This window comes from Rhodanobacter sp. K2T2, from assembly GCF_013408815.1.
Classification (GTDB): Bacteria; Pseudomonadota; Gammaproteobacteria; order Xanthomonadales; family Rhodanobacteraceae; genus Rhodanobacter.
In genome coordinates, this window is record NZ_JACCCA010000016.1 from 1 (window position 1) to 21,309 (window position 21,309).

Here is a 21,309-nt window from a genome sequence, read left to right on the forward strand (position 1 = left end):
CCAATGACCGTACATTCCCCTGAGATCAATTAAATCTTTTTGACCGTCCGTTTCTGGCCGCGCAATTGGATCAGCCGACCGGCCGTTGTTGGCCGGACAGAGACAGTTCCTCGTGTCGCTATTCGACTCATTTGAGCCGGTCGCGAGCGGCAGCATTCAGGAAGGTACAAGCGCCCTTCGACAACCAAGTTTGCGATTTTGCTTCGATGCTCTTCAGCCAACCTCAGCAATTGAGTTTCGGTAATATCCGCGAAGGCTAGCCGCGACTGGTAAACGTCCTATCAAGTTCGCTTAATGCTGCCATCAGTTCGCTTCGCACGAAGGGCTTGGTGAGGCGCGGTAGGGCAGGGTCAAGCCCTTCGGCCTCGGCGAACCCAGACACGATCAGAACCTTGGTCGCTGGCAGCCGGATTCGCACTGCGTGCGCCAGCTCGACCCCGGTCATGCCGGGCATCAGATGGTCTGTAATGAGAAGATCAGGTTTCCAACCTTCATCTAGCGTGCGCAGAGCCGCCGTCGCCGAATCGACTTCACGCACGACGAAGCCGAGTTCAGTCAGCATATCCGCCGCAATGACGCGGATATGCTCCTCGTCATCCACGAGCAACACGTTGCCGCTCTGGCGTGAGGGTGTTTGTTCAACGGGCGATACTTCGCCGCACTCAGCGGGATAGCTGCTTTCGGGTAGCCAGATCGTAATCGTGGTGCCGGCTCCGGGCACGCTGTCGATGGTTAGACCACCACCGAGTTGCACAGCAAGTCCATGGGCCATCGATAGACCTAGGCCCGTGCCTTGGCCAATCCCTTTGGTCGAGAAAAAAGGTTCGATGGCGTGCCGCTTTGTCTCTTCATCCATGCCTTGACCGGTATCGGAGATACTAAGTCGCACGTAGACACCGGGCTGTAAGCTCTCTATCTCGCCGGGTCCTACTACGGCGCAGTCTGCCATTACTGTGATCTGCCCGATACCGTCCATTGCATCGCGCGCATTCACGCCGAGGTTCAGAATCGCCATTTCCAACTGATGCGGATCAGCTTTGGCGCAAGGCAGGTCGGCGGCGACCTCCACCACAACGGTGACCCGCGGACCCACGGTGCTGCTTATCAGATCCGCCACACCTTCCAGCAACTTGCCGGCATCAATCGTTGATGCCTGTAGCGGTTGCCGACGGGCAAAGGCGAGTAGTCGGTGAACCAGCGTTTTCGCCCGTTCGGCTGATTGAATGGCCCCGCCAATGAGCTTCTGCTCGCGGGGCCCGCCGACATCGCGTCGCTGGAGCAAGTCCAGCGTCCCTAGGATGGGCGTAAGCAGATTGTTGAAATCGTGCGCCACCCCGCCGGTCAACTTGCCCATGGCTTCCAGTTTCTGCGATTGCACCAGCGCCTCTTGCGCCTGCGCTAGCAGGGCTTGTTGATGCAGGCGCTGTGTTACATCCGTCGCAACGTGGAAAGCGCCGATGGTCTCGCCCGCCGCGTTAAACAACCGTCGGAATTTAATTTCGTACTGACCACTGACGAGTTCTGGGGTGCCATGCGTCTCGATAAAGGCATCTTCCTCGCCGGCAAAAGCACGACTCCAAGAAGCCGCGATGGCGGCTTGCTGTGCGGGCTGCCCAGCGAACAGATCGAGTAGATTGTCACCCACGCGTCCGATAACACCGTTGATGCGTTGCATCTCGTCAACGGTCGCCCGGTTGATCGCGAGGATGTTGAAATTCAGGTCGATCGCCATGATTAACATGTCGGTGGTTTCGACGAGGGTTGCCAACATGTTGCGCTCGCCTGTTCTAGTGGCGATCTCGGCCTCAAGCTCATTCTGGGACTTTTGCAGAATTCGCCTAGCCTGAAATATCTCCTCGATATCCGTGCAGGCGCCGTACCATTTGCTCACAGCACCACTGGCATCGCGATCCGGATTGACCCGTGTCATATGCCAGCGATAAGTGCCATCACGCCGCCGCAGTCGGCATTCAAACTGGAACGGCGAGCCGGATGCGAGAGCGGCAAGCCAGGCAGCGGTGATGTGATTTAACTCATCAGGGTGTATTGCGGCAGCGGTCATACTGCTGTCGACTGATCCGATGGGTATGCCGGTGTACTCGTACCAGCGCGCGTTGAAATAATCCTGTGTGCCGTCTGCTGTGGCAGACCAAACAATCTGCGGCATCGTATCGGACAGAACGCGGAATTTGGCTTCGCTTTTCGCGAATGCAGCCTCCGCATCGATCTGGCGCGAAATGTCCGTATTGACGCCGTACCAGTTCGCCAGTGCTCCATTTTGGTCAAAGGCTGGCGTGATTCTCGTTAAAAACGGTCGAAAATTCCCGTCCCTACCCTTGATTGGGAAAACCATTTCAAAAGGCTCCGCTGACGATATGGCCTCTTTCCAGCGGTCGAGCAGTTCGGGAAGGGTTTTGGGATCTTGCACGTTCTGCCATCCCCAGCCCTGCATGTCCTCTGGGGTAGTGCCGGTGTATTCATACCACTGAGGGTTGTACCAGAAGATGTATCCCTCAGCGTCAGCCATCCAGCATAGGGTAGGGATATGCTCCGCGAGCTTGCGAAATTCGTGATCCTCTAGCGCTGAGCGAAGAGGATTTCGATTGGCTCTGACCTCCGCTTCCATATTTCCCCTCTCTCAAAGCGCGAACGCTGCGGGATGACAATTCTCGTGGATCGCGGGCGTGCGGCCACGTGCGGCCCTGCAAAAAAGTGCCCCGATGTTACCCGCCTTTACGATAACGGGAAATTATCACGCAAGTACGTGTGGGCTCTTGCCCCGGCATGTCCTGTTTCAGTTCAACGCCTGAGAAAGTCATCCCCAGAACAATTTGCTTGTCATCTAGAACCATTCCGATCGACCTTCAACAGCGGTACCTTCGTGGGGGGCTGTGCCGCATTCGGCGTCAGGCATGCATTATTAGTGCGACTCAGAGCCGGTCCACGTGCGAAATGGGCGGGCCCGGTAACCGATCGAAAATGCAATAGCGCTTGACTATTCCTGCAAATCCCCTAGTTTCCAGGTCCTCACGTGCTTGCAAATCCGGCGCGTGGACGCCTGGTCGACACGTCCATTTAAGCCACAGTTTTACTTTTTTTTACGATCGAATTCACATGCTTTTTTGCACCCCGCCCGTAACGTTTTAGTAGAGGCATTTTTGTCAACCATATCGGTCTGGACCCCTTATGTGTGACGGGCAGGAAAGTGGGGACCTATATTTGATCGCCCAAAAGTTGCGAGCCTGGATCAGGGCGGAATATGCTCGAGCGGAGTCCACAGAGCGCAGAGAGCAACTGCTAGACGTGCGCATTGGGCTTAGTCGACATCTGGAAAATCAAGCTCGCACTTTCGAAGAGCTCCGTCGGCTGAAAATTCTTCACGAGACCCAGTTCAGATGCCTCCTCGTAAGCGAAGCATCAACCTTGTCTGGACAAGTTAATAAACTTGCGATTCGGGAAATCGCCGAGCGAGAAGTGCGCAAAGGCCGTATGAAGCCGACTGACGAACTCTACGTACGCGCGAAGGCAATGCTGGATGTCCTATGCTTGGTGCAGCCCATCTCGCCACATGAAGTGGAGGAAGCTATTTCGAAGGGGGCCGAAGAGCTGCCGCCTTCAGGATACTTACCGCAAATTTCCATCGGCTGATCTAGCATCACCGCTGCCGTTCCTGGCGAAACCAGTTACAGCCTTTCGCGGTGAGTGTTCGGTGCGCTCATCAGAACGCAGGCCCGCGCCGCAGCCGGACAGGGCCTCGATATGCCTCATGGGGATCAATGTGCTGATCGCCTTGCGTGATGACGATGCGGCCTGAGCGAGCCAAGGCGGCTGCCGCCTCGCGCACGGCTGGCATCTTTGCCCGCCATGCCATTTCATCATCAATCAGGGCGCTCGCAACATCTGACGGGCAGATTGAAGCTTCTGGCCCACGTTTCGAAAGCAGGTCGATAATTTTGGCGGCAGTATGCATAGGCTAAAAATATTTACGACGCGGTGATGATCTCGTCGTCTCCAATGGATCCGCTGGTGCTTAACTCGATCGTCGCACCTCCATTCTCAGCCAGTGGCGTAGTCAGGGCCGAGAGATTAGCCGCTGTTATCGGGGGTAGGGCGAAGGCAGCTCCCGACTCTGCGAATTCCGGTGAAGCTGATCGTTGATTTCGGTTGTCCCTGATTGGCGCGCTGGTACTGGTCAAGATGTCGTTCGGCCGCTGGCTTTTGTATCTACGGATCCTCCTTCAGTACGAACGCTGCAAGCACACTCCGGATTCGAGCACGCTAGGTAAACTCGGCCAAGTACTGAATGTGCCAATCGCCTACTTCTATGCGGAAGATGAAGAACTCGCTCTTCTCATCAAGGCTTTTTATCGATCATCATCAGGGACTCGGCCACGCCTTATGACGGCCTTATCGCACTTATGTCGTCTCACCCAGCTTAATCGCGAGCTCGAGATCGTTGAATCTCGTCGAAAGATATTTTCGGCTGTTATGGATATGTCTTAGATAGTCGGGACTTCCATCTGCATTATCGGCAATTACCAACGCTCCCGCCCGAAGATAGGGTTCAGTAAGCGATAGCACTGGCAGATAGAGAGGCTTGGCGCCGTCTAGAAACAAGAGATCGATTTGCGAAGGGAGGTCGCGCGCAAAAGTGTGCAGCGCATCCCCCACCCTTAGATCAACGAGATCGAGGAGCCCCGCACAGGACAGATTTTCGCGCGCATGTGCCACCTTTGAGGGCTCGAACTCGGAGCTGATCAGTCGGCCACCGCCAAGGTCCCGAAGCGCAGCAGCCAGATGCAAGGTCGAAACGCCAAAGGAGGCGCCAAACTCGACAATCGCTCGTGCACCACTGCTACGTGCCAGGATGTAGAGCAAATTTGCGGTTTCACGAGAAACAGCGAGGTGAACGTCCTTGGCTCTAGCGTAGAGTTCCAGCGGATCGGTGTTGGCCATCAACGCCGCGCGATCTTCCGGCGACAGGTTTCCCATTCGCTCTTTGAACTCTCGCTTCGTTCGTTCGGAGTCGGCGAAAAGCTGCTCTAGGAGAGGGACAAACGGAGCGGACGTGATCGTATTCATACGACTAACCTTCAGGCGGGATAATGGCGCCGGAGAATCTCGGCGATTCGGCCTCATCCAGCATGGACGCAGCCATCGTTCACGCAGTTATGCGCTTGCAAATCACTTGGGGCCCGGGGAGCATGACATTGCTTTTATGGGAGTCGACGAGCCATCGAGAACATCGTTCTCGCGTGGCGTTCCATACCTTCGGTGGGCTCGCTCAAAACTCCATTTACCGGTCCAGCGGTACTGCAATTTGGCCCACGAACGTCGGTGACTCGGCTTCATCCAGCATCGCTGCGGCGACCGTCGCTCGGCTGACCGGGGCAGGGAAGAAGCGATGCGGTGCATTCGTGAGACCGACGGTTCGCCGGTGAGGTGACCGTGGCCGATTCGACAACGGCCCCGCGTGGAAGACCGTGCCGCCGGCCTGCAGAACCACCGTGTCAGCGGCTATCTTATCGGCGAGCTTCTCACCCATGAAGGACAGTAGTGTTCGCGTTGCCCATCCCGCGGCGCGAGCCGACGCACCGCTGCCATAAGCGCCGAGCGTCACAAGTCGCTGCGGGCGCGCCGCGAGCAATGCACGCACACCGGCCTCAAGCAGGCCGTACTTGTCGTGACCCACCGTACCGAGCGCGGACAGCACTGTCGCACCGTGACCCAATGCCTGAGCGACCGATGCCGGATCGCGCACATTGGCCGCGGCGCGTTGAAGATTCGGGTGATCGCCCAGCTCGATGCGTGCCGGGTCGCGCGCAACAGCGACAACCTCGTGGCCGCGCGCAAGCGCCTGCCGTACCAATTCGCGTCCGGTGGCGCCCGAGGCGGCAAAAATCACTAGTTTCATTTCTGCGTGCTCCAGCTCAATGCGTGGTTCGCAGCGCGTCGACCGCCGCTGAGTGCAACGCTGGCGCAGCGACCAGGACATCGCGCTTGCCGGGGTACCAGGGTGAGCCATCGATACATGTCACCGTGCCGCCTGCCTCTTCCACCAGCAAAATGCCGGCGGCGATACCCGACAACACCGTCTCGACCTGCCAGAACACATCGTTTTGCCCCGCCGCGATGAGCAACATCGGAAAGGTCGACGGCACCGTAGTACGCACGAGTAGTGCATGTTGAAGCATGTGCTCAACCGAGTTGGCAATGCGGCGGTTCGCTTCTTGCTGACCGGCCTCCGCCTGACCCGTGACGACGATGGCGGCATCGAGCATGGTTTTGTCCGAGACCTTTAGCCGGCGACCATTGATGTCGGCGCCAGCGCCACGCACCGCTGTCCATGTGAAGTTGCCCATCGGCTGGTGGAACACGGCCAGCGCGGGCATACCATCTCGCATCAGCGTCACGCTGACACCCCAATCAGACATGCCATGGACGTGGTTGACGTTGCCTTCGACGGCGTCGACTACCCACCACTCGCCTGGAGGCAGTGGCGCCGTCTCTTGTTCCTCTTCGACCCAGCCGATCCCCGGTCGCAGGGTTTCCAGCGCCTCGCGTAGGCCGACCAGCGAAGCCTGTTCGTTGCGTCGAATGGCATCGAGCATCTCGGCGCGATCATGCGGCCGTGCATGCGGCGAGAAAAGGGTAAGCAGGCGGGCGCCCGCCGCTTGGGCCGCATCGGTGACGCCAGGCAGGAGTTCTATGTCGTGCGGAGGGGCGCTTTCGGTCACGCGTTGCATCGTGGTGGTGTTCATGGCGAGTCTTTCTGAATGTGCATGGGAAACGACGATATCCGTATCAAGTCATGATTTCCAGTGCAATTTAGGCAATCGATAAGTTACCCTGATGCAATGGATCTAAACCTGCTCATCGCGCTGGACACCCTGCTGGAGACGAACAGCGTGATCGCCGCAGCCGAACGTTTGCACCTCACGCCACCGGCCGTTAGTCGCACGCTCTCGCGCATCCGCCATGTCACGGGCGACGACATCCTCGTACGCAGCGGCCGCACCATGACACCTACGCCCTATGCGCTTGCGATCCGCGACGAAGTACATGCGTTGGTGGACCAAGCTCAGACATTGCTGAAGCCGAGACGCCGGCTCGACCTAGCCACACTTGATCGCGTTTTTACGATCCGTGGTCACGACGTGCTCGTCGGCGCACTCGCGCCAGCGCTCACGGCGACGCTCGCGCACACCACGCCGAATCTCCGCGTGCGCTGGCTCGCCGAGGCTCCCGGTGGTGACCAGGATCTCATTCGGGGCCAGGTCGATCTCGAGATCGGTGCTACCGAACCCAGCGTCCCTGAGATCGTGTTTGAAAAGCTCGCCACGGATCGTCTCGTTGCCGTTTTTCGCCATGGGCATCCGCTTGCGCGTGATGCTCTCACGACCAAGCGCTTGGCACGTGTCGACCACGTGACCATATCGCGCCGCGGCCGTTTTCACGATGCGGTTGACGACGCACTGGCCGCGCAAGGACTGGAACGCAGGGTCTTGGCGTCGCTGCCAACAGCATCGTTGGCATTGGCAGTCGTTGCACAGACGGATGTCATCGCTATCGTCGCCGAGACCTTATGTAAACCGCTTTGCGATGCACTCGGCCTGGAAACACGACGTGTGCCCATCGAGTTGATGGCAACGCCGGTAATTTTGGCTTGGCATCGCAGGCATGACAGCGACCCCGCTCATGCGTGGCTACGCACACAAGTGGTGAAAGCTCTCAGTGAAGCTATGACGCAAACCAAGGCGATACGCTGATTACAGCCGGGGCGTGGGCGTACGTCCAACAATAAGTAGACCAGCCTCCTCTTCAGCTGTTAGCGACAACACGCCTGTTATTCGATCTATTAAGGCGATTTCGTAACGCTCTGCAGCGCGCCTGCATACCATCTTGATCATATCCGCATGTGGCGATTAGCTCCTCGATTCGCATTCATATCTCCTCACGATATCGGCTCGATTTGTTCGACAAGAACATTTCGTCAAACGGCGTGAGCGTCTACGTCTAGGTTAGGGATATCGCCTGAGCATGAACGCACTAGCCGCTGTTTCAGGCCGGCCACCACGAGTTGGCTATCCAGCGCCATAGCAGTTCCCGTATTAAATCGGCTCTGAAGCGCCGCGCCACGTGATCCACGATGAATTCGGCGGGATCCGAAACCAGCAATGTGATGGGCGTGGCGATGAGACGCGTGGTCGCTTCCGCAGCAGCAAGTACGGGCGCAACCTCTATGACCTTCGTCCCGCGCATACCAAGTGCCGCTCTGGACTGGCGCTGGATCGTAAGCACTTCTCGCCTATGATTGAATTGATTTATGCAGGCGTTGCAGGATCAGTTCGGCCAGGCGAGTCACGGTTGCTGACGGTTCCGCTTCACTGCGATACAGCGCGAGGCCAAGGGTTGGCAACGAGGGGAGACGTGCGTCACGCGCATCTAGCGCACGCAGCTCCGATGGCAAACCTAGTGGCGTGCGCACGCTGATTCCCAGGCCAGCTTTCACCGCAGCCCAGGTTCCCGCCAGACTCGCGCTGGTGAACGCGATACGCCAGGAAATACCCGCGCGATCCAGCGCATCAATCGCTGTTGTTCGCATCAGGCAAGGTGCATCGAGTACTACCAGCGGCAACGGTTCGCCACTTTCGCGCAGTGTGGTAATTTGTTCGCTATCACCGATGATCCATCGCATCGGCAACGTGCATATGTGCTCGGCATGCGCCGTGCCCGGCTCGGTTTCCCAAGCCAGAGCTAAGTCGAGCTGGTCCGCGCCCAGCGACTGCAGCAATACCGCATTGCGCGCTATGTGCACTTCCACGCGCAATTTCGGATGCACACGCCTGAAGTGACCCAGTATTTCCGGCAGCACGTTCTCGCCGAAATCCTCCTGCATGCCGAGGCGCACGGCGCCATCGAGTTGAGTGCCACGCATAGCGCTAACCGCTTCATCGTTGAGTTCCAGCAGACGTCGCGCATAAGCCAGCATGGTTTCGCCGGCTTCGGTCAGCGCCATACCACGGCCTGCTTTGCGCAACAGTGGCGTGCCGGCCTGATCTTCCAGCTTTTTCAGCTGCGCACTTACGGCGGAGGTTGACCGGGCCAGCCGCTCCGCAGCCCTGGCAAAGCTGCCCAGTTCGATGCCGGCAACGAAGCTGCGCATGACGTCCAGATCAAAGGTGATGCGTTGCATATAACCATCCTATTTTACGGGATTATTAGTTCATTAATTCCCGATTTTCAGCATCATGTTGGATCGCTAAGGTAGGTCCCGTCAAACCACTCGGAGCCACCCATGTCCCTCGATCCTCACTATGGCCAACAATCCTTGGGCGATCTCGCTCCCAAGCTGGCCGAACTCACCGACCAGACGCTGTTCGGCGACATCTGGCTGCGCCCCGGCTTGACGCCACGCGAGCGCAGCCTCGCCACGGTGTCGGCGCTGATCGCCCTCAACCGGGTCGAACAACTCCCGTTTCATTTGCGGCGCGCTCAGGACAATGGCATCGGTCGCGACGCGCTGGTCGAGTTGATCACCCATCTCGCCTTCTACGCGGGATGGCCTAACGCGGCGTCGGCAGTATCGGCACTGCGCACCGTGATGAATGAAGCGAAGACGCCATGATCACGATGCAGTACCGCATAGTTCTGCCCGCCGACTACAACATGGACATCATTCGGCGGCGCATCGCAGAGCGGGGGCATCTCACGGACGATTTTCCGCAGTTGTCGTTCAAGGCTTATCTCTACGCTGATCGCAGCGCGGGCCATCGAGAAAACCTGTATGCACCCTTTTATCTGTGGGATGACATGCAAGGAATGAATACATTTCTCGGTGGCACGGGGTTCGCCGGTGTTATCGAATCGTTTGGTCGTCCCATCGTGCATACCTGGTCGGTGTGGTGTGCGGAAACGGCTCCCGATCTGTCCATCGCAACCCATGCGACGCGTGAAATACTGCCCATCGCCGCGCATGCCTCATTAGGCGAGCTACGCGATTCAGAAAGCATCGGTGCGCAGATGGATCTTGAACGTGGCGCCATCGCAACGATTCGTGCTTATGACCCCACTACTTGGACGTTGCTGCGTTTTCGACTGTGGCAGAGCACCATTCATCCACCTATGGAAGATGGCGTTGATGTTTACGTGGTCGGTCATCTTTCCCAGCCTTCAGCGAAGCACTAACCATCAGGAGATTGCTCATGCCCCTCGTTCGCATCGCCATGCGCCGCGGCAAATCCTCGGCTTACATCGTCGCTGTGCGTGACAGCATCTATGCCGCCATGCGTGAAAGTTTCGATGTGCCAGAAAACGATCGTTTCATCCTGGTTAGCCAGCATGATGCCGATGAATTCGACTGCGATCCTCATTACCTGGATATCGTACGAAGCGATGATCTGGTCGTCGTTCAGATAGCTTGCCGCGACTCTCGCTCGGCAATGCAGAAACAAGCATTCTTTCGATGCGTAGCAGAGAAACTAGCCATCGCTCCGGGACTTCGCCCCGAGGATGTGTTTATCAATCTACTTGAGACGGCCAAGGAAAATTGGTCGTTTGGCAACGGCATCGCACAATACGCATGATCCGTTTGGACGAACGGAACGAGAAGTGCGCGCACGCCGTATGAAGCCCACTGACGAGCTTTACCTGCGTGCAAAGGCAAAGCTAGATGTCCTATGCCTTGTTCAGTCCATCTCGCCGCATGAGGTCGAGGAAGCTTTAGCGCAGGGGGCTGAAGAGCCGCCGTCCTCAGAATATTTACCGTAAATTTCCATCGGCTGATTCGTAGCGTCACGAACGGCAGCTTCTGGCCGTACTGCGACAACCGTAGATAGTAGTTGGCCCCGCTAAGTCTCTCGGCCACGCTCGTATGCGTTGATAAGGGGTAGGAGTTCAGACATGTGCCTGAAGCTAGCCGCGGAAGGGTGAGAGTCGGGCTCGATATCGCCCAGATATTGGAAGCACTTCATGTTTGCAGCGCGAGCGGCAACCACTCCCGCATCACTGTCTTCAACCACGATGCACTGGCGCTGCGAGAAGCCGAGTGCATCGGCCGCATGCAGGAAAAGTTCTGGCTCAGGTTTCCAGCTTCCAACCTCGTAGGAGCTAAACAAACGATCGTCAAAAAAGGAGGCTAGCCCGCTTACCAGCAGTGCCTGCCTGATTTTCGCGGGCGGTCCGCTAGATGCGACACAACACATCCGATTCAAGCCCGACAGCATGTCATGTACACCGGGAATTGCTCTAAGTTCACTAGCAAAGAGTGCGGCGACGTGTTCGCGGTAGGTTGCCTCAAAACTGGATGGCAATGTCGTTTCGATCCGCCTTGCAAGATCAGCCAAAATAGAAGCGAGCTTCCAGCCACGATATCTCGCTACCAGCGAATGAACAGGCTCGCTGAGCTCTGGAAGCAAATCAATAAATGCCTTGTTGCAGAGGGATTCGCTGTCAACCAAGGTGCCGTCCAGATCAAAGATCACACATAGCTGAGACATCAACCACCCTTCTTGAGCGACCCTTAGCCTTAATATTACAGGGTGCGTGGGAGACACTTCGAGCGGCAGCTCCTGGCCGATGGTCGCCCTTGTGGCGCAGGTGACCACCCGACAACCTGCGATTTTTAGATTTCGACCCAAAGCTGACGTAAGGTAATTCAGTCGTTCAGCGAGAGCGGGCACTGCGACTGCTGATTGATGCCAGCCAGCGCACATGGATGCGAACAGGCCTACTTCGCCGACATATCACCGAAAGCGCACTGAAAGCCATCTCGGCGGAAGCTCGGAGCACGGTCCGATGCCCGATCGACCTCGGCTCTAGCGAATACAAACAAGGAAGGCTTATGTCCCGCTGGTTATGGCTGTGCATGTTGCTGTTTGGCTCAAGTGTATGTGCGCAAGGACAATTGCAATTCAGTGCACCCTGGGGTCCGCATGCCATCGGCTTCAAGGTGGTGCATCTAGTCGATAGCAGCCGCAGCTGGAACGACGGTCACGACCCACTCACTGGCGCAGCCGTTACCGCCATGCCCGAACGCCCCTTGCAGGTACTGTTGTGGTACCCCGCCAGTGCTGCCGGCAAGCCGATGGTTTACAGCGATTACTTGGCACTGCTCGCAAGCGAAGACGGTGCGGTGAATGATCGAGACCTGATCCAGCGTGTTGTCGTTGGCCAGATTCAGGCGTGGGCCGGCGCCGATCCGCTAAGCGGCTATCAGGCCATCGCAGCTCAGCCCGTCCACGCCACCACCGCGGCAACGCCAGCCGCGGGACCCCTCCCGCTGGTCATCTATGCCCCCAGCGACAGCAACGCCTCCTTCGAGGATGACGTGCTTTGCGAGTATCTCGCAAGCCATGGCTATATCGTGATTTCTACCAGCTCGCGCGGCGCGCATCTGCCGTACATGACCAATGCGCAAATGCCGGTGGATTTGGCCAATACGCGTGCGCAAGCCGCCGATATCGGTGTATTGATCGGGCAAGCCGCAATGCTGGCTGCGGTTGATACAAATAAAATCGCCGTGCTTGGCTACAGCTGGGGTGGCATGGCGAGCACCTTCGCAGCGACCACGGATGACCGAATCAAATTACTGGTGGAACTCGACGGGTCGGTGCGTTACTACCCGAAGCTGTTGGTGATGGCGCCCGACATTACGCCAGATCGTATCCAGGTACCGCTGCTGTTTTTTGCCGACCAGGAAGATCCGCTGACCCCGAACAAAAACAATAAGCCGGGCAGTTTCATCGATCGCATCCAGCATGCCGATGTCACCACCATCTGGCTGCGTGACATGCAACACGATGACCTCACCAGCGACAGCCTGCGCTTCGGCAACGATCACCCCCACGGGCCCGCGACGGCGCAGCAGCGCAGCGAAAGCTATTCCTGGATAGCGCGCTATACGCTTGCCTTTCTCGACGCGCATTTCAAAGATGACCCGTCGGCAAAAACATTTCTTGGCACGACACCCGAAACGCAGGGCGTTCCGGCGGGCATGTTCGTCAAGATGCATCGCGCTTCGCGCGGTCCTGCCCCATCACTGCAGGATTTCGCGCAACATCTAGGCAAGGCCGGCTTCGATCACAGCACCACGGTATATGCCGATTACCACCACGCGCATCCGGATTTCAGCCTCACGCAAGACCAGCTTGAGCCATGGATTTCCGCGCTGGTTCATCTGCATGATTTCCAGCGTGCACTTGGGCTTGCAAAGCTAGGAATCTTCATTGCGCCGAAGCGCAGCAATGCATGGATGGATCTTGCATATGTCGACGATATGCTGCACCAGCCTGCTCAGGCACTGCACGCGTTTCAACAAGCGCTGCGTTTTGATCCCGGCAACGCTTATGCGCGTGCCCAAGTACGACGCCTGGGGAGAACTGATTGAATCACCACGAACATCACCGCGCAGAAATTTCCGAAGTGGAACATCATTCTGCCGATTTACGGAGATTACCGATGCATTTATATCGGCCCATCATTTTATGCCTGCTGCTTCTCGGGCCGATGCATCTGTTTGCGCAAACTGCAACGCCTAGCACTCTCATTGATTCGACGGATCGGAAAGCCGTCATCAAGTCGCTCGGCGAACAATTGAAAGCCAACTACGTCTTTCCCGATATCGCAGAAAAAGTAGCAAAAACATTATCCGCGAATGCTTCGAGCGGAGCTTACGATGGAACCAAGACCACAGAAGCCTTCGCCGCTGCATTGACCAAGGATCTCCAAAGCGCCAGCAAGGATCTGCATTTTCGTGTGGACTATGACCCAACGTTCAAGCCAGAGCCCGACGATAACAAGCCAACCACAAAAGAGGAGCTGGATGAAGAAAGACAAGTTGCGGAGCACATGGGCTTTGGGATCGCGAAGGTAGAGCGTTTGCCGGGCAACGTCGGCTACCTGGATGTTCGAGGCTTTTTACCAGCGGACTTTGTGACCGTTGCATATGGCGCCGCAATGAATCTTCTCTCGGGCACCGACGCCATGATTCTTGATCTTCGGCAAAATGATGGCGGTGATCCGTCTGCGTGCGCTTTCTTGTCTTCCGCCGACATGTTCCTGATCCGCGCTTGTCCCAAGTGTTTCTCGGCTTGTCGCTGGACGCCTTGCTCGCTGAGCGTTCGGTGATCGACGCGTACCATGTGGCCGTATTTCGCTAGCGTGGCATTTTGCAGGGCGGCGCACCGCCTCCGCTTTTCAATCATTTCATCGCGAAGCGCGAGTCGACTTTTGCCGCCGCTGTCTTTCCTCCACCCACCCTTCTCGGGTTGCTTGGCGTTGTATCGCGTGAAGACTTTCTCGGGTTCACGCGGAATGCCATCGGGTACTCGGTCCGTTACCATTAAGTGCAGGTGAGGGTTTGGTTCGCCTGCGAGCGATGACAAGGGTGCATGCACAGCGTACTGGTACGGTTTGTCACCGGCAAACTCGTGCACCAACGCCATGACCAGTTCGTGCTGCTGCCAAAGTGTCAGTTCGCATGGCAATGGGATGACGTATTCGCGATACGCTGCACCATTGGCACGTTCGAATCTGTCGGCCATTCGCCAAAGCGTGCGCGCCGTCGCTGCCCATGACGGTAGGTTGCCGTGGCCTTGTTCCACCAGGTCTTCGCGGGAGAGATATTTGCCGGCGCGTCCAATGTAATCGGACTGGCTCGCCGCGGCCCCCTTCTTGCCGCTTTTTACTTCGAAGCGATAACTTGCCATATGACTACCCTTTCCCTTGATGCCAATAAAAAAGCCAACGAAGTGGCCTTCGTTGGCTTGTCGTGGGTTGGTTTTGGACGAATGGGAGGCTGTCTCAGAGGGAAACGGTAACTGCGCGTACCCCAACCCCCTTACGGAAGTGTCCCACTACCCAACACAGAAGTACCGTGATCAGGGTGTGACTGCGTGTGCCACAGTGCCCGCTGCTACTTACCTTCATCCGACGATGACGTCGTGTTCTCATAGACATTCAGTTGTCCATAGATTTATCGCCACGACAGTAAGAAATTACTTGCGTTGTGTACCGTCTCGATGCAATTAGGTTTCACGTGCGACCCACCGAGACGCTCTTTCCATGACGGTAAGTTCGTGAGAGGTGGCCTTGACTTTGCTGGTGGGGACCATCCCCAGACAGTCCCTCTGGTAGCGCAGGACTGCTTTGGTGATGACGTCAATGTCGTTGGACCGCAAGCATTCGGCATACTTCTGAATGCGCGCAGCCTGAAAGGCCATCCAGGCATCGTGATAGACGCTTGTGCCGAGGAGCGCATTACCCATGGCACACCACCGGTTATAAATAAGCTGGTTGATCTCATGCGGAACGTAATCGTCCTTCAAGAGATCTTCGATGGGTCGCGTGGTTTTCAGTTGCCCAAGAAGGGTGCCACCGGGTTGCTTCTGGCCATGCCAGTAGGGCACGCACACGGTCTTGGTGACCTGCTCGTGTCGGATTGTGCAGAGAGCGGCGACGCAGTCTAAGGGCGACAGCACTGCCGTGTCGGAAATCCTTTCGCCCAGGTTTAGAAAGCAATACATATGGAGCACGCGTGTGGCTCTGTCGACGAGGCTCAGAAGCTGACGCGAACTTGTGGGCTTCCCAGTAGCTTTCACCACCAGCCCCTTGAGCTGAGGCGCCCACGTCCGGACGAAACTAGGAAATTCTGCGATCGTTGTTACCCCGGAGTCCAGGAAAAGGCGCCTTTCGATGCGCTCACCAACCTCCGAGTAAAATGCTCGAACTTCGCGCTTGATCGGTGTAATCCCGGCCTTGATCGATGCCTTTGTGACGATCTCCTGGTAACCGTTCGCGAAATGTGCGAACCGAAGTGTGTGAAGGTACGTATAGATTGCCTCAGGCAACGAGTTGGCTGCGGGTGGTATATGCGGTGTGTAGGCATTAATCGCGTCAGCCAGCTTGCGGTAAGCAAGTGCCTTGGCTTCGGCATTGCGTTTGAATATCTTGCCCAACTGCCGACTGATGAATAGGTTTTGCGTCTCAAGTGTCACGAGCGTTTCTGGGAGGCTTGTGAGAATGCCTTTGATGCTAGCCAACCGGTCGCTCGAGATTTCCGTCTCAAGTGCCTCCAGAATGGACATGATCGTGTGCGTGTGGCTTTTTGTACGAGGTATAGGAAGGTCGATCCTAAATTCTAGATTGGCTTTGACGTTTTCTGCGGGCGGGGCAATCAGGTCAAACAAATGCACATTGCCAAGAATATTCTCGCGATAAAGCAGTTTCACCACTTTGAGATCCGCTAGCGGCAACGGTGCGACTGTGCTGCGGCTGATGTCTCTGCCGATTATCTTTCGGATTCCTTCCAGTACAGGCGACAATGTTTGAATGGTTATCTGCTTGGCGCTGGCGGATGTCTGCTCCTGGTTGATCTCGGCAAGTAGTTCTTTGAGGGTGCCAATTTCACCGCTTGCAGTCGTGGTGTCGCCAAAATCGAAGCGTGGAGTAAGAGTAGCGCTAGCTTTTGAGGTTCTCATGGCTGTACCACTGTCTCGAACAAGGAAGCGGCCGCTTCAAGCGTGAGTCCGACGTGCCTCCGCTTTGAGGAGCGGAGCGTTTTAGAGTCCACGACCACTTTAACTGTTTCGCATAGGCGGCAGGTGTCAGCCCGCCCAACGCCCTCTTCGGTCGTACCTCGTTGTATTCCCGCCGCCAGCTTTCGATCTCGGCGCGTGCGTGCAAGAGGCTGGGAAAGCAGTGCTCGTTGAGGCATTCATCGCGCAGGCGGCCATTGAACGATTCGATTTAGGCATTCTGGTTTGGCTTGCCTGGTTCGATCAGGCGCAGCTGCACGCCACGCGCGTGGCCCCAACCTCGTCGAGCGTCAGAATTTCCCCGTCAAAACTTGTCACGTTGCTGCCTTCGCCCCTGCTGGCCGCCGCTGGCCAATCCTGGCATATCTCAACTTTGATTCAGCCAAATAAATGGCGGTTGCGACGTGAGGCATCCCGAACTATTTGCTCAGGCAACCGGGCCAAGCGGTAGCGCCTCTTTAGCGGGGCGTCGTGACCTCATGCTCATCCGTGGCAAAGCAACGTGTTAGCAACACCCTTGCGCATCGTTCTCAGTGCATACTCGTTTTCATCCGGCCTGGGTCAACAGCAGTTCCCTAGATGCGCCTCTTGTTCCACCGAAAGCCGGGTCCGCTGTTCTGCGCCACCGAAGACGCGCTAACATCTGTCATAGAAAAAAAAGAGTAAAGGCGCGATGTCAAGCGTTCCATCCGCAAGTATCAGCCGCAAAATGCATGGCCAGTACTATACGAAGCAATCTATCGGTGCGCTGCTGGTTGATCGCCTCAAAAATCAGGAAGTACAGACTGCTATCGAGTTCGGGGTGGGGCGGGGCGCATTGCTTGACGCGGTGAGTTCACGGTGGCCGAATGCGAAGTGCGTTTCGGTCGATATCGACCCCAAACATCGGCGAGCCGATCTAGATCGTTTTCGCTCGCATTACTGCGAGGACGCGCTTGAGCCGGATATCTCCATGCGAATTGGCTTGGCCCCGGAGTCGGCGGACGTGGCTGTGTGCAATCCACCGTTCATTACCTGCGCCTGGCGCCCCGGTTTTGAGCGCATTCTTGCTAGGGCCGGCATGCTGCCTAAACATACGGTCTCAGGATTTAGTGCCGACATTCTGTTCCTCGCCCAGAACCTGTGGATGCTAAGGTCGAAAGGGCAACTTGGCATCATTGTCCCGTCCGGCATAATTAGTGGCGAACGGTCCAGACATGTCCGGGACTGGCTACTAGAGCGTCACTCTATTTCAGAGGTCATTGAGCTTCCGCCCGGCACATTTGCAGGCACTGAAGTCAAGGCCTTCGTTCTTTGCCTGACCAAGGACAACTCAACACGCGCGCGCATCGTGCTGAGGAGGATCAACTCAGAAGGTGTTGCCTCACAGGGGCTGCGGATCACCCAACAAGAAGCCAGCTTCCGGCTAGACTATTCCCACTATAAGGCCGGCTATCGCAATCTAGCCGAAGAGATGCCGATATCTAAGCGGAGTCTTGAGGTGGGACGGGGAAGCATTGGAGCCAATGTGGCCAAAGCGACAGGCATAGACTTCCTCCACACCACGGATATTGCCTCCTCTTCCTTTCGGGCTCTCCGTCTCGGCCAAACTAGTACGAAGAGCCACGGTGAACACCTTACCGCCAAGGCCGGCGATGTGATCATCGCCAGGGTCGGCAGAGATTTCTACAAAAAGATAGCGCTAGTGGAGCGGGGTGAATCCGTCATCAGCGACTGTCTGTTTGCGCTTCGTTCAAATCAGTACTCTGCTGCACAGATTTACAAGGCACTGACGAGTGATGCAGGGCAGCACTGGCTCGACGCGAATTCCCGGGGTGCGTGCGCACGATTCATCACGAAAAGCGATTTAGAACGCTTTCCTTTGAAGGAGATCCTTGAGCGATGATCGCTGCAAATCAGGGGGAAATCGCTTTTTTGGAGCGCGCGGACGAATTAGATAACGAAACGCTGCTTGCGCGGACCGTGGATAATGAGTTCTTCTTAGGGATTCGGCGTCGACTGTCAGCCCAAGGCGCTAAATTGCTCGTGGGACCTCGCGGCACCGGCAAGACTCACCAGATGCGTTATGTCTACCAAGAGTGCGTAAGCGATGCGTCGAAGCCCGCCGCAATCTACTCCAGCTTCACCCGGTATGTAAGGCTAGAGCCACTTCTCAAGACATCCACCACTGCCTTGGTTGTTTTCCAGTGCTGGGTAATTGCCAAGATTGTACTGTCCGGTTGCGACTTCCTCAGAGAGACTGAGACCCCTGATTTGGCTATTCGTGACGAGCTCCAACACTCGTTCGGAATGTCTGAATCCGACTTGGCGAATTTTGTCTCTCAAGTCGAAGGGCGCGGCGCGGGTGCGGCCGAGATGTATGAATCGCTCACCGTGGGCGCGCTTCACACGTGGTTCGACTGCATCCTGGCGTTCTCAAATCGGTCGCGACTAGTCATCCTGCTGGATGACGCGGCGCTTTCAATGACACCGGAATACTTGGTCGAATTCTTCAATCTCTTCCAAGATCTGAAGTCACCCACTGTTTCTCCCAAGGCATCCGTCTATCCGGGCACTTCTCAGTACGGCCCACGCCTGCACATCAGACATGATGTTCAGCCGATAAACGCCTGGCTCAGTATCGAAGACAAAGCCTACAGCGAAACAATGGATCAACTACTGGGTGCGTGGAAATCGCAACTCGCTGCATTCCCTGATGGCGTGGTGGATCTCTTCAAGTATGCGGCGTTTGGCGTGCCGCGAGTCCTCATGAGCCTAGTTCGCAGCTACAACGAGGGCAACTGGTCTACTCCACAGCAGGGCGTCAACACGGTGATCGAGCAGCAGGTCGATCTTATGCAAGCCGAGTACATCTCACTTGCGCAAAAGGTTCCTCAGTTTGCCACAGTGATTGCGGCGGGCGACCAGTTTTTTCAGAAGCTGGCTGACCAGGTTGCCGATGCTAACAGGGCGGATCCGGACACCAGGCAGCTAGTCATTGGTATTCCGACGAAGGAGGTCTCTACCCTCCAAAGCCGCATGCTACGATTTTTAGTGGAAGTGGGGTTTCTCTATCCCATGACATCCGTAAAGCACGGAGAAGATCGCACCTATCTTCGCTTCATTCCACATATTGCTCCTCTGATTCATCGAAGGGCCTTTCAGCCATCCGCAGGCTTTTCTGCTAGAGGGCAGGTAAATTTTCTTGCGCGCGAGCAAAAGCGTCAACCAATCCGCCTCGGCTTTTCCAAGCTCATTCCGGACGTCAAGTTGCACCTTGACTTGGCGGAGTGTGGGCGCTGCGGAACGGCTAGACTGTCTGAGTCTCAACGGTTCTGCCACAACTGCGGCGCAGAGCTCATCAACCAGTCGGCGTACCGAGCTTGTCTGGCACTTCCCATCAGTGTTCTTCCCATCACAACGCGCCAAAAGGAAGCTTTGGCGGAGCGGTTTCAGACAATTGGCGACATCATCGCAGCACAGGATCCCGCCAACGAACTGCGTACGCATGGCCTGATTGCCAACAGGCGCGCCGCGACAATCGTTGAAAAAGCTCAGAAGTACGTCGACGAGTACTTCTCGTGAGTCGGGTGCCTTCTGCAGCGTTACAAATCACGACCTCCACTCCGATCAATCGGCTTAACACCCCGTCCCTTATTGATGGAAGCGTGAGCGTTGATGTGCGCTCGGCGGTTGACCAATTCCTGGCCGTTTTCAGCACACTCAACGTCCTCGTTTCTCGTCGTGGAGTCGAACTTTCGGGCGTTGCGCCTCAAGTGACGCAAGACGAGAATGCGGCCGCCGATCTGGATTCGGTTGAATCCCTGTTCGCTGTCGAGAATGAGGAGACGGACGCAGAGAGTCTGCCTGCGCTCGCTGATTGCCCGGACGAGGTGATGGCAGGTATTGGCGGAGAGTCAGTGGCGCCGACAACAGTTAGCGCATTGCAGGTTCCTCAGGCAGCACTCTCTCAAGGCGTAGTTCCGTCGACGACGGAGCTCAACTATCAGCTCAACAATCTAGTGTTCCTTGGCTATATTTCTGCTGTCGAAAGTTGTCTCCGCTGTCTAACCCGACAGTTGGTCCTGGCTGACGAATTTACCGCCGATCATGTCTCAGACCAGAAGATTTCGTTTGGTGCGGCTCTGCACAGTCATCGGGATCTTCTCCCCGAGGCTTTTCTTGAGGAGATGACTTTCATTTCCAAGGACTCGGTCGAGAAACTGTTGACGCACGTTATCGGTATTAAGGCGCAAAACCTGAGCGACGTACTGGAGGAGTACAACAGGATTTGCCAGCTAAGGCACTGTATCGTGCATCGTTTTGGGAAACTGGGCACCAATAATGCGATCAAGCTCGGATTGCGTGCGCACAAAACGCTGCTTGAGAAGCCCATCCAGATATCCACCGAAGATCTAAACAAGATCGGTTACACGCTAGTGAACCTCGTGAAGGCGATCAACAACAACGTCTACGAGCAGGTCCTTGAACGGAGCGCCAAACAGTCCGAAGCCTGGAGCTGGGAATTTGCGCGAGATGAAGAGGTATTCAGAAAAATCTATATGGTTTTTGCCTCAAGTTTAGATCCAGCGCCCTCACCATCATGTGCGGACGCATATGACGCGTTCAAAGCAAAATGCAAAGCGAGCAGTGCATCAGAAAAAGTGCGGAGAAGCGCACTTCGAGGTCCTAATCCAGGAAATAACGAGCCTGCCGCATAGCCTCGCATCGACATTTGATACGGCGGCTTCAAGGTGTTTACGCGAGGGCGACATCAGTCGTGTACGGCATGCCC

At 56.4% G+C, this 21,309-nt stretch carries 18 protein-coding genes and 1 pseudogene; 10 read left to right on the plus strand and 9 right to left on the minus strand.

Annotation, left to right across the window (positions count from 1 at the left end):
* Positions 1–256 precede the first annotated feature (256 nt).
* Positions 257–2,626 carry a PAS domain-containing protein gene (locus HDE78_RS19090; RefSeq protein WP_179482477.1) on the minus strand — a complete coding sequence of 790 codons (2,370 nt, stop codon included), beginning with the start codon at positions 2,624–2,626 and terminating at the stop codon, positions 257–259.
* 593 nt (positions 2,627–3,219) lie between these two features.
* Here HDE78_RS19090 and HDE78_RS19095 point away from each other — a divergent pair.
* Complete coding sequence (locus HDE78_RS19095; RefSeq protein WP_179482479.1) at positions 3,220–3,648, plus strand: hypothetical protein; 429 nt, start codon at positions 3,220–3,222, stop codon at positions 3,646–3,648.
* Positions 3,649–3,718: 70 nt separating this feature from the next.
* Here the strand turns inward: HDE78_RS19095 and HDE78_RS19100 are convergent, their stop codons facing one another.
* The 4 genes from HDE78_RS19100 to HDE78_RS19115 form a co-directional block, all read right to left on the minus strand.
* A complete protein-coding gene (locus HDE78_RS19100) occupies positions 3,719–3,970 on the minus strand; it encodes a DUF3253 domain-containing protein (RefSeq protein ID WP_179482481.1) in 252 nt (83 codons plus the stop codon).
* A gap of 446 nt (positions 3,971–4,416) precedes the next feature.
* Positions 4,417–5,082: a class I SAM-dependent methyltransferase gene (locus HDE78_RS19105; protein ID WP_179482484.1), complete on the minus strand. Its 666-nt coding sequence runs from the start codon at positions 5,080–5,082 to the stop codon at positions 4,417–4,419.
* Positions 5,083–5,296: 214 nt separating this feature from the next.
* Complete coding sequence (locus tag HDE78_RS19110; protein WP_179482486.1) at positions 5,297–5,914, minus strand: NAD(P)-binding oxidoreductase; 618 nt, start codon at positions 5,912–5,914, stop codon at positions 5,297–5,299.
* A 16-nt stretch (positions 5,915–5,930) separates the two neighbouring features.
* Positions 5,931–6,761 (minus strand): inositol monophosphatase, encoded by an 831-nt coding sequence (locus HDE78_RS19115; RefSeq protein WP_218862561.1) that lies wholly within the window; start codon positions 6,759–6,761, stop codon positions 5,931–5,933.
* 96 nt (positions 6,762–6,857) lie between these two features.
* On the opposite strand from HDE78_RS19115, the gene HDE78_RS19120 reads away from it, so the two are divergent.
* Complete coding sequence (locus tag HDE78_RS19120; RefSeq protein WP_179482488.1) at positions 6,858–7,769, plus strand: LysR family transcriptional regulator; 912 nt, start codon at positions 6,858–6,860, stop codon at positions 7,767–7,769.
* 539 nt (positions 7,770–8,308) lie between these two features.
* Here the strand turns inward: HDE78_RS19120 and HDE78_RS19125 are convergent.
* Positions 8,309–9,196 carry a LysR substrate-binding domain-containing protein gene (locus tag HDE78_RS19125; RefSeq protein WP_179482490.1) on the minus strand — a complete coding sequence of 296 codons (888 nt, stop codon included), beginning with the start codon at positions 9,194–9,196 and terminating at the stop codon, positions 8,309–8,311.
* Positions 9,197–9,298: 102 nt separating this feature from the next.
* On the opposite strand from HDE78_RS19125, the gene HDE78_RS19130 reads away from it, so the two are divergent.
* From HDE78_RS19130 to HDE78_RS19140, 3 genes are read left to right on the plus strand one after another with little or no spacing between them, the layout of a single operon-like run.
* Positions 9,299–9,628 carry a carboxymuconolactone decarboxylase family protein gene (locus HDE78_RS19130; protein ID WP_179482492.1) on the plus strand — a complete coding sequence of 110 codons (330 nt, stop codon included), beginning with the start codon at positions 9,299–9,301 and terminating at the stop codon, positions 9,626–9,628.
* Positions 9,625–10,188, plus strand: a complete 564-nt coding sequence (locus tag HDE78_RS19135; RefSeq protein ID WP_179482494.1) for a DUF4865 family protein — start codon at positions 9,625–9,627, stop codon at positions 10,186–10,188. The genes HDE78_RS19130 and HDE78_RS19135 overlap by 4 nt, the downstream gene beginning before the upstream one ends.
* Positions 10,189–10,205: 17 nt before the next feature.
* Positions 10,206–10,586, plus strand: a complete 381-nt coding sequence (locus HDE78_RS19140) for a tautomerase family protein (protein WP_179482496.1) — start codon at positions 10,206–10,208, stop codon at positions 10,584–10,586.
* Between the two features lie 264 nt (positions 10,587–10,850).
* Here HDE78_RS19140 and HDE78_RS19145 read toward each other — a convergent pair whose 3' ends face one another.
* The gene (locus HDE78_RS19145; RefSeq protein ID WP_179482498.1) at positions 10,851–11,498 is read right to left on the minus strand and encodes an HAD-IA family hydrolase; all 648 of its coding nucleotides are present in this window, start codon (positions 11,496–11,498) and stop codon (positions 10,851–10,853) included.
* Positions 11,499–11,866: 368 nt separating this feature from the next.
* Here HDE78_RS19145 and HDE78_RS19150 point away from each other — a divergent pair, with 368 nt between their 5' ends.
* Complete coding sequence (locus HDE78_RS19150) at positions 11,867–13,387, plus strand: dienelactone hydrolase family protein (RefSeq protein ID WP_179482500.1); 1,521 nt, start codon at positions 11,867–11,869, stop codon at positions 13,385–13,387.
* On the plus strand, positions 13,384–14,127 hold the full coding sequence (locus HDE78_RS21155) for a hypothetical protein (protein ID WP_255457913.1): 744 nt from the start codon (positions 13,384–13,386) through the stop codon (positions 14,125–14,127). The genes HDE78_RS19150 and HDE78_RS21155 overlap by 4 nt, the downstream gene beginning before the upstream one ends.
* Positions 14,128–15,026: 899 nt before the next feature.
* Here the strand turns inward: HDE78_RS21155 and HDE78_RS19160 are convergent.
* A complete protein-coding gene (locus tag HDE78_RS19160) occupies positions 15,027–16,478 on the minus strand; it encodes a hypothetical protein (protein ID WP_179482504.1) in 1,452 nt (483 codons plus the stop codon).
* 100 nt (positions 16,479–16,578) lie between these two features.
* Positions 16,579–16,794, minus strand: a pseudogene (locus tag HDE78_RS19165) (transposase); the annotation flags it as partial.
* Between the two features lie 414 nt (positions 16,795–17,208).
* Here HDE78_RS19165 and HDE78_RS19170 point away from each other — a divergent pair.
* From HDE78_RS19170 to HDE78_RS19185, 3 genes are read left to right on the plus strand one after another with little or no spacing between them, the layout of a single operon-like run.
* Positions 17,209–18,420 (plus strand): N-6 DNA methylase, encoded by a 1,212-nt coding sequence (locus HDE78_RS19170; RefSeq protein ID WP_179482506.1) that lies wholly within the window; start codon positions 17,209–17,211, stop codon positions 18,418–18,420.
* Entirely contained in the window at positions 18,417–20,099 is a 1,683-nt protein-coding gene (locus HDE78_RS21160) for a hypothetical protein (protein ID WP_255457914.1), read from the plus strand. Before HDE78_RS19170 ends, HDE78_RS21160 begins: the two co-directional genes overlap by 4 nt.
* Complete coding sequence (locus HDE78_RS19185) at positions 20,096–21,235, plus strand: hypothetical protein (RefSeq protein WP_218862563.1); 1,140 nt, start codon at positions 20,096–20,098, stop codon at positions 21,233–21,235. The genes HDE78_RS21160 and HDE78_RS19185 overlap by 4 nt, the downstream gene beginning before the upstream one ends.
* The last annotated feature ends 74 nt before the right edge of the window (positions 21,236–21,309 follow it).